Consider the following 11947-nt stretch of genomic DNA (forward strand, 5'->3'; position numbering starts at 1 on the left):
TCCAACAGGGAACGCAGCTGGACACCCCGTGCCGACCAGCTGTTGCCGGTGGCGACCTCGCGGCGCCGGGCGGCGCTGTGCTCAGCCACGGCCCGACCGTTCCATCGGCCGTGGCGCTCCGGCGGGCAGCAACTCGTCCTCGCCGAGGCGGCCGAGCACCGGGCGGGCGCGCTCGTCGTCGAGTCGCAGCAGGCGGGCGCCGGCGTGCCGGTCCAGCCAGCCACGCAGTGCGCCGGCCGCGATCCGCCGGTTGATCCAGTTCACCAGCGGCGCCGCATCACCCAGCGGCAGCGCGGTCGGTGCGACGGCGTGCCAGGCCGCCGAGCCGATCGGGGTGACCTCGCACCGCCAGCGCGGCCGGCGTCCCGGCGGGTCGACGAAGAGCAACCGTTGCCCGGGCGCCAACTGCCCCAGCACCGTCGAATGCCCGTCGACGGACCATCGGGTCCGGCTGAACAGCACCACCCAGTCGCGGGTGTCACCGTCGGGCAGCGGGCCGACGTCGCCGCGCAGCGCGGCGAGCAGGTCGCCCAGGCCCAGCTGTACGGATCGACCGAAGAGCCGCTTGACCAGGTGGTCGGCGAGCAGCGCGGCCCGGAACACCGGCAACCGGTACCGGGGCTGGGTCAGCCGCAGATATCCGACCAGGCTGCCCAACAGGTGTCGGAAGCGGATGGTCGGCCCGAGCAGCCGGCAGGAAGCGCCCCGGCTGTGCGTCACCACGGCGTCCGGGAGCATCCACAGCTCGTGCCCGGCCTGGTCGAGCTGCCGCGCGAGGACCGCGTCGGTCCAGTAGACGGGGAACGTTTCGTCGAAGATGGTCTGCTGCCCGAGGACCGTGCGGCGCAGCAGCACGCAGCTGCCCGAGGCGAGTTGCCGGGGACGGCTGAAGTCCTCGCCCCGCATCTGGAACCGGTGCAGCGCCTGGCGGAACCCAGGCAGCCGACGCAGCGCGGTCACCAGCGCGATGGTGGCGGCGAAGCTGGGCTGTTGAACGTAGTGCTGCTGAAAGGTGCCGTCCGGGTTGAGGTACAGCGGGCTGACCCCTGCGACGTCCGGCCGCTCCCGCAGATGGTCGACCATTCGGGACAGCGCGCCCGGGTGGAACCGGATGTCGCTGTTGAGCAGCAGGATCAGATGCCCGTTCGCCCGGCGGTACGCCTGGTTCACGGCGGCGGCGAAACCGTTGTTGTGCTTGTTGCGGATCAGTCGTACCCGGGGTTGGTCGGCGAGCAGGTCGGCTGAGCCGTCGGACGAGCCGTTGTCGACGGCCACCACCTCGTAGTCCAGATCGGGATCGGCGGTCGACGCCAGCGACTCCAGGCACTGTCGCGTCTGCTCGCGGGTGTTCCAGCTGACCAGCAGTACCGACAGCAGCGGAGCGCTCATCACGCCACCGCCCGGTTGTCGCGGCGGCGGACCCGCAGTCTCTCTCAACACGCCGTCCTCCCTCTCCGTCCGGTGCTCCGAGGGCATGCCGGCGGACACCCCCCCGGGGAGAAAGTACTAGCGATAAAGGTTCAATCGTGATGAATAGGCGAAACAGGGATATTCGTACTAACCTCGCATATCTCTACGTAAGACATTCGACGGATCGTCCGTTTGGTGGCCTTTTGGTGGGCTATGGTCGTGTCCGGCCGTCCGGTTGCCGCAGCGGGCCGACCGTTCCGTCGTTCCAAGGAGTCCGACATGGACCTGCCCGTTACCGCCGTCGGCGTCGGCCCGCCGACGGACCTGATTCCCGGGCGCGTGCTGGTGACCGGGGGTGCCGGCTTCATCGGCAGCCACGTGGTCGCCCGGCTGATGCTGATGGGCAGCCAGGTCCGGGTGCTCGACAACTTCTCCACCGGCCGGTTCGAGAACCTGGCCGACGCCGCGATCGGCGGACTGACCGAGGCGGACGTCATCTCGGGTGACATCCGTACGCCGGAGGGTGTCGAGGTCATCCACCAGTGGCAGCCGGACGTGGTGGTGCACCTCGCCGCACAGCCGAGCGTTCCCGCCGCCCATCGTTCACCCCTGTACGACGCCGACGTGAACGTGTTTGGCACCGTCAACGTGCTGGACGCCTGCGCCCGCGGCGGCGTACGCCTGGTGATCAACGCGGCCAGCAGCGCCATCTTCGGCAACGTCGCCGCCCACGAGTTGCCGGTCCGTGAGGACCACCCGATCGCCCCGGTGAGCCCGTACGGCGTCAGCACCGCCGCCGGCGTTCATTACCTCGACTGGTACGGGCGTCAGCACGGCCTGTCGTACACCTCGATGGTTTTCGGCAATGTCTACGGGCCCCGGCAGGACGGCAGCGACTGCGGCGTGGTGTCCCTGATGGTCGACGCGCTGCTCGGGGGCCGGCAGGTGGTGATCTACGACGACGGTACGCAGACCCGGGACTTCGTCCACGTCAGCGATGTCGCCGAGGCGATCGCGGTCGCCTGTCACCACCCCGGGGTGGGCATGGTCAACATCGCTTCGGGTCGGCAGACGAGCGTCAACGAGGTGTACGACACGGTCCGGGAGGCGTCCGGCGTCGACAACGTGGCCCGCTACGAGCCGCTGCCCTGGCCGGGCGAGGTGCGCAACATGGCGCTGGACACCAGGAAGGCGCGCGAGCTGCTCGGGTGGTACCCGAAGATCGGCTTCATCGAGGGCGTACGGATGACGGTGCGCGACGCCCGCCGCCGCCAAGCCCCAAGTCAGATCCTGTCTCCGGTGTGGGCGCTGGAGCGCGCCGTCAGCCAGTGACGGCTCAGCGCGTAATTCCCGTCATCTGATCGGGATTTTCATAGATCAGTCTCACTCTTGCGGGTCGGCATCCACTGCTGCCACGATGGCCGTCAATGCCTTCCGTCCCGAAGGAGTGGTCGTCATGGCGGTCTCCCGCCGCAGGTTCGTCACATCGGTGCTGGCCGGGTCCGCCCTCGCCACCGCCTCCACCACCGAGCTGCTCACCAGCATGTCCAGCCCCGCGCACGCCGCCAGCCCTCCCGGGGACGTGGTCGGCAAGGTGACGGTCGGCTACCAGGGCTGGTTCAGCGCACCCGGCGACGGGGCGCCGATCGGCGGCTGGTGGCACTGGGGCCGCGACCGGTTCCAACCGCCCTCACCCGCCAACACCACGATCGTGTCCTGGCCGGACATGCGCGAGTACACCCGCACCTACCCCACCGCGTACCCCAACCTGGGCAACGGTCAGCCGGCCACCCTCTTCTCCTCGTACGACCAGCAGACGGTGGACACCCACTTCCGCTGGATGCAGGAGAACGGCTGCGACACCGCCGCGCTGCAACGGTTCAACCCGATGGGCGACGAGGGCCCCACCCGCGACGCGATGACCCAGAAGGTCCGCTCCGCCGCCGAGCGCCACAACCGCAAGTTCTACATCATGTACGACGTCACCGACTGGCTGACCTTCCAATCGGAGATCAAGACCGACTGGACGACGAAGATGGCCGCGCACACCGCGTCCTCCGCGTACGCCCGACAGAACGGCAAACCGGTCGTCTGCATCTGGGGCTTCGGCTTCAGCGAGCCCAGCCGCCCCTTCACCCCCGGGCCCTGCCTGGAGGTCATCAACTGGTTCAAGGCCCAGGGCTGTTACGTCATCGGTGGCGTGCCCACCTGGTGGCGGCAGGGCATCGAGGACTCCCGCCCCGGCTTCCTCGACGTCTACCACGCTTTCCACGCGATCTCGCCGTGGATGGTCTACCGGGCCAGGACCGTGGAGGAGCTGGACTCCTACTACAACAACGTCAACGTCGGCGACATGGCCGACTGCGCGGCGCGCGGCATCGACTACCTGCCCTGCGTGATGCCCGGCGACCTCGCCGGGGGCCACCGCAAACACGGCGACTTCTACTGGCGGCACATCTACAACATGGTCCGACTCGGCTCCCAGGGCCTGTACGTGTCCATGTTCGACGAATACAACGAAGGCAACCAGATCGCCAAGACGTCCGAGACCCAGGCCACCACCCCGGCCGGCGCGAACATCCGAGCCCTCGACGAGGACGGCGTCGCCTGCTCATCCGACTACTACCTGCGGATCACCGCCGACGGCGGCCGGATGCTCAAGGGGCAACTCGCGCTCACCGCCGTACGCCCCACCCCGCCGATGGTCGGCACCCCGCCACCGGTCACCGGCAACCTGGCCGCCGGCCGACCCACCTCGGCCAGCAGCCAGGGCGGCGGGTTCCCGGCGTCGAACGCGGTGGACTCGAACGCCGGCAGCTACTGGGAGAGCGGCGGCGGCTCCTTCCCGCACTGGTGGCAGGTCGACCTCGGCGCCAGCCACCAGGTCAACAAACTCGTGGTGCGGCTGCCCGCCGGCTGGGGCGCGCGCACCCAGACCATCACCGTGCAGGGCAGCGTCGACGGCAACTCCTTCGCCACCATCGCCGGGGCCTCCGCCTTCGCCTTCGACCCGGCGACCGGCAACACCGTCACCCGCACGCTGACGACCACCACGGCCCGCCACGTCCGTCTCAGCATCAGCGGCAACACCGGCTGGCCGGCCGCCCAACTCGCCCAGGTCGAGGTGTACGCCGGCACCACCGTCCCGGACAACCCGCCGACCACCCCGAGCGGCCTCACGGTCACCGGCAAGACGTCGACGAGCGTGTCCCTGGCGTGGACGGCCTCCACCGACGACACCGGAGTGACGGGTTATCAGGTGCGCCAGGGCGGCAACGTCGTCGCCACCGTCACGGGCACCACTGCGACGGTGAGCGGGCTCAGCCCGTCCACCGCGTACACCTTCACCGTCACCGCCCGCGACGCCGCCGGGAACACCTCCAGCGCGTCCTCGGCGGTCATCGTCACGACTGACGCCGCGGCGAACTCGGACCTCGCCCGGGGTCGGTCCACCAGCGAGAGTAGCCACGTCCAGACCTACGGGTCGGGGAACGTTGTCGACGGTGACGCGAACAGTTACTGGGAGAGTGCCAACAGCGCGTTCCCGCAGTGGGTTCAGGTTGATCTGGGTTCGTCGCGCACTGTTGGGCGGGTGGTGCTGAAGCTGCCGCCGTCGTCGGCGTGGGGCAGCCGGACGCAGACCCTCGCTGTGCAGGGCAGCGCTGATGGGGGGAGCTTCGGCACGCTTGTCGGATCGGCGGGGCGGACCTTCAACCCGGCCACTGGTAATCAGGTGACGCTGACCTTCAGCGCTGCGCAGGCCCGCTACGTGCGGATCGCCGTCACCGGAAACACCGGCTGGCCGGCTGGGCAACTGTCGACGCTGGAGGTCTACGCCAGCTGACCGAGGCTTGGGCGGCCGCCGGGGAGCGGCGGCCGCCCATCCGGACGCAGCACACTCTGCGGATCAGAACTGAGCCTTCGGCCAGGATGAAAATCCTCGCCGCCGACTACATCGCCCCCTCATGCACCTTTGGCTGGGTGACAGGCATGTGGCTGCGTAGATAAATAAGGGCCGCGCAAGATCATCCATGACTTGGCCTGGCGAACCAGCATCCAGGCAACAGCAACACCTGTCGGATCCCTGACTCAGCGTCCTGGTAGACCGAACTCCGCTGACTGGCGAGTGACGCCCGGCTTCAACCAGTGCACAATGGTGAGCCAAACTCATGGAGGCTGGGCAGTGGATCTCGCCAAACTACTGGGACCGGCTATCGGAACACTCGTTCGAGTTGCCATCGAACGACCCGTAGGCGCAGGACTTGCGAGAAGTCCAGTTTATCCCGAAGGTCGAGTCAAGCTTCCTGGCCGCCGACTGAACGGTCTAACGCGCTCCCTGAGCGGTAAGTTGGCGGTCCAGGTCGGCGCAGCGCTTTCTGAACTTCGCGCGATCGAGTTTGGCTCGGTTGGAGAAGACGACTGGGCCTGCGTTGTCATTGCCGCCTGCGACACCCTCGGGAAAATGCCAACGTTCACGGCTTCAAGTCTCCTGGCGGTTGACTTAGAGCCAGATCGCCTATATACACAAATCCGCAGGAGCGATCCCGATCGACCCGAAAAAGCTGCGTTGAGTTCCGAGGAAACAATCGCATATGAGCGTGTTCTGCGAGAGTGCTGCTGGCAGATCGTTGAGTTCATTACGCGGCAGCCAGAGTTTACGCGTCGGGTGCAGGTAGAGCTCGTACGTCGCACGGGCGAGATAGCTGACTCGCTGGACAGGCTCTCGGAAGGCTCGGATTCTCACGACCTCTTCGATTTCGAGAGAAGATACCTGGAGTTGGTGCTTGATAAACTCGACAACCTGCAACTCTTCGGTGTAACCCTTCGGCACAGCGATGCTTACTCCCTGAGTACTGCCTATCTGAGTCTTAATGCGTCCCCGGAGCAGGCGAATCGACGCAACGGGCGTGCTGGCGCGGATCGGTTGAGAGTTCATGAAGCTTTAGCCGACGCGAAACGGGTTCTAATACGAGGAGAAGCGGGCTCAGGAAAGACGACGTTGCTGCAATGGCTGGCAGTTAACGCGGTGCAGTCCCCCGAGAGTCTGCCGGACGGATGGTCGGCGGGCGTGCCGTTCCTGCTTCCGCTCCGCCGATATGCGCTACAAGACCTGCCGATGCCTGACCTCTTTCTGCGGGAGATCGCTCCCGCCCTGTCATCCGAGGCGCCTCCGAAGTGGGTGGCATCGGTTCTGAAAGCGGGTCGGGCTCTCGTCCTAATCGATGGGGTGGACGAACTGCCGCAAAACCGACGAGGAGATGTGTGGGTATGGCTCAATGACCTAGTGAAGACCTACCCGGATTCCACCTACGTGATTACGTCTCGTCCACCTGCCGTCGACGGGAAGGCCCTTGTACCGAACAAGTTCGATACCTTTATGCTTTTACCAATGGGGTCATCTGATGTTCGAGCATTCGTCGGTCAATGGCACAAGGCGATTCGACAGGTTCGGGACGATTCTGGGCATGCATTGGCGACTTACGAGTCAGAACTCCTAGACAAACTCGCGCGGCGCCGTGACCTCCGTAGGTTAGCCACTAACCCGCTACTTTGCGCTCTGATTTGCGCTCTACACCTTGAGCGCTACCGGCAGTTGCCGCAGGACCGGATGGGTTTGTATCGAGCCGCCCTTGAAATGCTGCTCGTACGTCGCGACGAATCGCGGGGCATCAACGCAGATAGAGTCAACTTGTCTCAGCAGGACCAAGAAGCATTGCTTGGCCAGTTGGCGTATTGGCTCGTGCGTAACGGATGGTCGGATTGCGACAGGCGGGACGCGACTACTCGATTGTCGCGTTACATGAAGGCGATGCCGTATGTTGAGTCTCGACCTTCTGAGGTTCTAAACTTCCTCCTTCTTCGATCCGGAACGTTGAGAGAGCCGGTCGTTGGAAGAATCGACTTTTTGCATAAGACGTTTCAAGAGTATCTGGCTGCGCAGGCCATCCTTGACGATGGCGATATCGACGCCATGATAAAGCATGCCCACGAGGATCACTGGCGTGAAGTCGTTGTGATGGCCGTCGGACATAGTCGTAGGGACGAGCGAGAGCGAATCATACGAGGGCTTGTGAAGCGCGGAGAGGAAGATGAGGACGTCAAGCGCCGGCTATATCTGCTAGCGGTCTCATGCCTAGAGCACCCTGGCGCCCTCGATCCGACGCTCGTCTTGGAAGTACGAGAGAAGGCTTCGCGGCTCGTTGTGCCGGAAGAATGGCGGCAGGTCGACCTAATTGCTGCTGCCGGCGAGGTGGTATTGGATGTGATTCCGGACCCCACCCATCTGACGGATTTAGAAGGCATCTTACTGATCGACGTTGTCAATCGATTCGATGTCGAGGATTCGCTTCCCGTGCTGGCTCGAATTAGCAAATCGCAAAGCCGGGCAGTGAGGGGTAAGCTTGCCACCTACTGGCCTGAATCCGCAGTGGAATCTTACGCCAGTGCTGTTCTCGGTGATATGCGCCTTGATGATGTGTCCGTCCGCGCTAGCGGCCCGGGACAGTTCCGCGCGGCTGCGAGACTGGGGGGTTTAACCACGCTTGTAGTGCAAGAGATGCCCGGTCCTGAAATCGTAGCGTTCGATCGACTTTCGGACCTCAAGGGCCACAGCAACCTTCGCACTCTTATCCTCGATAGGGTAGCCGTCATCGACTTGGAGGATGCGGCGACTTGCCCTGAACTGAACACTTTGATCATTCACGATTCTTTTATTCGCGCTGGTCTGCAGGGTCTACGCGGCGCCCGACTACGGGAACTGGCATTGCTCGGTATTCCGGATAGTGCACCCCTTGAGCGTCACGTCGACGCGATTGGAACGCTCCCTGATCTTCGGCGCTTGACAATAGATGTCAGTGCAATTCCGGGGAATGGCCTCGATCTGCCAAACAACTCTGCCCTCGAACGGGTAGATTTTCTAGCGCAGCATTGGATGGCGTCGGCGGTAGACTATGCTCACCGCGCGCCGGCGTGGTCTTGCATTGGTTCGGGCCGGACTGCCCTGGATTGGCATCGTCCGAGCCTGGCAAAGATTGGTAATCTCCCCACGTTGAAGGAAGTGTCCATATCTGGATGGCCATCCGGAACGGAAATTGAGCTGCTGCGTAAATCGCCACAACTTGAAGTCCTTCGAGTTGTGGTCGCAGAGGATCGCTTGCGTGAGGCGATCCTGTCAGGCGGACACGAGTATAACTATCCGACGGTCAGTTCGGGCGCGATACGGACAATCCGCGCACTGAAAATGTTAAAGCGGCTTGAAATAGGGATACTCGTACCAGACTCAGCAGGTCCTCTTTACTCACCGGTGCGACACAACCGGATCCGATACGTGCGCGCTGAAAGCTTCCCGACGGTCGCCCGGGAAATCCGGTCGAATCTTCCTCGCGGGTCGACGATCGAATTGTCGATCAACGGCTCGACGTTTTAATGGGCCGGCCACTTCAGCAGACCTGCTCTGGGATCTAGCCGGACCTCCGGGCAGGTTCTATGCTCGAAGGGGTGAGGTCTCTTTCGGAGCGAGCCGCCCAAGCAGCTGAACGTAGGTTGGCGACCGCACTTCCACGGCGTTGGCGACACGTCCAAGCTGTCGCGCAGAAGGCTGCGGGGCTGAGGCTAGGTCTGAGCGTGGAAGAGCAGGATGTCCTCACAGCTTCAGCCTGGCTGCACGACGTCGGATATGCGCCCGGCATCACTGAAACCGGCTTCCATGCCTTGGACGGGGCGCGTTGGGTCCTGAATGAGGGCTTTGGCTATCGCCTAGCCGGACTGGTGGCTTACCACTCTTGTGCATCCCACGAGGCCGAAAGGCGAGGGCTCGATGAGGTCCTGGACTGCGAGTTTCCGAGGGAGGATTCGGACGTCTCGGACGCCCTATGGTTCTCGGATATGACGACTGGACCTGACGGCCAAGACCTATCGGTCGCGGAACGGCTAGCCGAAATACGGGAGCGTTACGGTCCTGGTGATTTGGTGACGTGGTTCTGGCGACAGGCCGAGCCCTCACTGCTGGAAGTCGTGCGACGGACGCAGGCACGGGCGTCGGCTCAACCTATGTAGGGCTCGTTTCGCCGCTCGAAACCGTGATCGATGCGCAGCCGCATAGACGGGTGAATCGACAGACCGTTCAACTGATCTTGAGCTGTCCACCACACCGCCGACGACTCATCGCTCGTTGTAAGCTGCCCGCCAGCGTACCGGCCACGGAAGCAAATCGAGAACTGCTGCCGCACCTCGCCGTCGCTGTATTCCACGACGTGGTTCGGGTTGGTGTAGATCCCGACCACGCCGGTCACCTCAACCTCGACACCGGTCTCCTCGCGCGCCTCTCGCGCGGCGGTCTCGGCGATGTACTCGCCGAAGTCCTGGGCACCGCCGGGCAGCGCCCACAGGCCGTTGTCGGTGCGCTGGATGAGCAGCACCCGGTCTTGCTCGTCCTGCACGAAGACGGTCACTGCGACGACGATGCTGTTCGGCTTCGGGGCGTTCGGGTTGTTGAAGTGCTCGATCCGCGCCATGGTCCTAGCCTTTCACCGCCAGAATCTCAATGCTCAGGCCAAACCGCCCGCTTCTTCCCGAGGACTCGGTTGAAGCTAGCGACATAGCTGTCGAACAGGTCTCCCCCTCCAAGGTGCCGCAGGTGCAGCACCGGCGCGTACGCGGCCGGTGTGCCGTAGAGGTGGGTGTTGACCAGCATCTCATCGTCGAAGCGGTAGATGGAGTTGTAAAGGATGGTGTCGTGGTAGTAGATCCCGACGTTGTCCAGGTCCCGTAGGTCTCTGTAGAACGCCAACGCGTTCAGAATCTTGTTGGACATGGCTGGCCCGATGCCCTCGGCGTCTCCACGCTCGGTGATGTGCTCGCCCTCCGGGTCGCCGAATAGCAACTCCACCTGCGCCCCAGCCAACGCCTTCTCGCGGAGCGTTGCGATCCAGCGGTGGTTGAACTCGGGCAGGAACAGTCCTCCATAGACCAACACGCCGACCTGTCGGTTGGCCTGCACCAGGAGCCGCTGCCAGAGGTCGGTTGGGACGGCCCCGCGGCGCGGGTAGATGTGGACGAGTTCCGACTGGCTGATCTGCACGGCTCGTTGCGTCGGAAGCGCGTCCGGCCAGAGGTACGACTCACTCTCGTTCAGCAGTTCGGCGATGGTGTGGCGATAACGCGGGTACGGGTTGCGGGTCTGTGTCACCCACCGCTCGACAGTCTTCGGGTCGACACCGAGCCTTTCCGCCAACGTCGATGCCGTCAGACCGTTCTTGAGCATGCCGTTGCGAAGACGGTCGTTCGGCATGGCATCTCCTGCGCACTGGGCTGGGGACGGCATCGGGACGGCTCAGCCTAGCAAGGACGTCCCCAGTCGTCCGTGACTCGCGGTGAAGTCGTCATTACCAATCGGCGGAGCCTGGTTCCACAGGACAGGTCATCCAAACAGGACGCGAGAGGCACGGCTGAGGTTCGGTGTGTCTAAGCGTCGGCACCGGCTGGCGGGGGTGGGCATGCAAGGCGACGAGTCGCAAAGCCGAGGCGAGCAGTCCGAGGCGGCCGAGCGGGAGGCTGCCAAACAGCGCCTGCTTGCGCAGGCCGAGGCGGAACGCGTACCCGTAGACGACACGACCCGAGCGGTCCCGGACCGGCGGTGGCGGCGTGACCAGCGATGACCTCCCGATCGGCCGGCGGGTGGCCCGATGGCGGGTGCGGCGGTCGATGACGCAACAGATGCTGGCAGACCGGCTCCGGAGGTCGAAGAGCTGGGTGGACAAGGTGGAGCGGGGCGTGCGCGCCCTGGACCGCTATTCGGTGATTCAGGAACTGGCCCACGTCCTGCGAGTCGATCCGGAGGTGCTGCTCGGCCAGCAGCGCAGCACCCCGGCGAGCACGCCGGACGGGGTGGACGACATCCGGACCGCTCTCGCCCGCTACGACACCCCACAGTCCCCAGAGCAGACGGACGAACTAAGAAGGCAGGTCGCCTACGCCTGGTTGAGCTACCAGCACGCGCACTACGGGCAGCTGGTGCGGGTGTTACCGGGTCTGCTCGACGCCGCCCAGGCCGCGCAGACACCAGAGCTACTGGTCCAGGCGTACCGGATCACCTCGTCGCTGCTGGTGAAGCTCGGCGAGGCCGACCTCGCCTGGCTGGCCGCCGACCGGGCGATGTCCGCCGCCAGCGACGACCCGATCCTGGTGGCAACGGCAGCCATCTCGGTAGGCCAAGCGCTCCGCGCGCAAGACCGAGACCATCTGGCCCTGTCCGCGCTGCTGCCCGCCGCCAACCGCGTCCTTCCACCCTCATCCCACTCCGGTGATCAAGAGGTTTGCGGGACCTTTGGAGATCAAACCACCCCCAAACCTCTTGATCACCGGGGTCGGGGCGATCACCGGGGTCGGGGCGATCGCCGGGTTCAGGGCGACCGCCGGGATTGGGCGGTGGGTGGGACGCTGCTGGTGCAGGCCGCCCTGGCCGCCGCCGGCTGCGGCGATAGCCGCCGCGCTGACGAGCTGACCGAGCGGGCCGCGGGGATCGCCGCCAGCCTGAGGG

General features: G+C 64.9%; 7 protein-coding genes. 4 read left to right on the forward strand and 3 right to left on the reverse strand.

Annotated elements, in window-relative coordinates; genetic code table 11:
* Nucleotides 1–81: 81 nt before the first annotated feature.
* Nucleotides 82–1389, reverse strand: a complete 1308-nt coding sequence (locus tag KBX08_RS18350) for a glycosyltransferase family 2 protein (RefSeq protein WP_210784691.1) — start codon at nt 1387–1389, stop codon at nt 82–84.
* Nucleotides 1390–1689: 300 nt separating this feature from the next.
* On the opposite strand from KBX08_RS18350, the gene KBX08_RS18355 reads away from it, so the two are divergent.
* The 3 genes from KBX08_RS18355 to KBX08_RS18365 all read left to right on the forward strand — a co-directional run bounded on the left by KBX08_RS18355 (nt 1690) and on the right by KBX08_RS18365 (nt 8836).
* Complete coding sequence (locus tag KBX08_RS18355) at nt 1690–2742, forward strand: NAD-dependent epimerase/dehydratase family protein (RefSeq protein ID WP_210784692.1); 1053 nt, start codon at nt 1690–1692, stop codon at nt 2740–2742.
* Between the two features lie 124 nt (nt 2743–2866).
* Nucleotides 2867–5254 carry a discoidin domain-containing protein gene (locus tag KBX08_RS18360; protein ID WP_210784693.1) on the forward strand — a complete coding sequence of 796 codons (2388 nt, stop codon included), beginning with the start codon at nt 2867–2869 and terminating at the stop codon, nt 5252–5254.
* Nucleotides 5255–5593: 339 nt separating this feature from the next.
* The gene (locus KBX08_RS18365; protein WP_210784694.1) at nt 5594–8836 is read left to right on the forward strand and encodes an NACHT domain-containing NTPase; all 3243 of its coding nucleotides are present in this window, start codon (nt 5594–5596) and stop codon (nt 8834–8836) included.
* Between the two features lie 616 nt (nt 8837–9452).
* On the opposite strand, the gene KBX08_RS18370 is transcribed toward KBX08_RS18365, so the two are convergent.
* Nucleotides 9453–9923 carry an NUDIX domain-containing protein gene (locus KBX08_RS18370; RefSeq protein ID WP_210784695.1) on the reverse strand — a complete coding sequence of 157 codons (471 nt, stop codon included), beginning with the start codon at nt 9921–9923 and terminating at the stop codon, nt 9453–9455.
* 26 nt (nt 9924–9949) lie between these two features.
* Nucleotides 9950–10699, reverse strand: coding sequence for a helix-turn-helix transcriptional regulator (locus tag KBX08_RS18375; RefSeq protein ID WP_210784696.1), 750 nt, complete (start codon nt 10697–10699; stop codon nt 9950–9952).
* 353 nt (nt 10700–11052) lie between these two features.
* On the opposite strand from KBX08_RS18375, the gene KBX08_RS18380 reads away from it, so the two are divergent.
* Nucleotides 11053–11947, forward strand: an 895-nt coding sequence (locus KBX08_RS18380) for a helix-turn-helix domain-containing protein (RefSeq protein ID WP_210784697.1), incomplete at its 3' end; no start/stop codon positions are given.

The sequence above is a fragment of the Micromonospora sp. H61 genome (assembly GCF_018070325.1).
Taxonomy (GTDB): domain Bacteria; phylum Actinomycetota; class Actinomycetes; order Mycobacteriales; family Micromonosporaceae; genus Micromonospora; species Micromonospora salmantinae.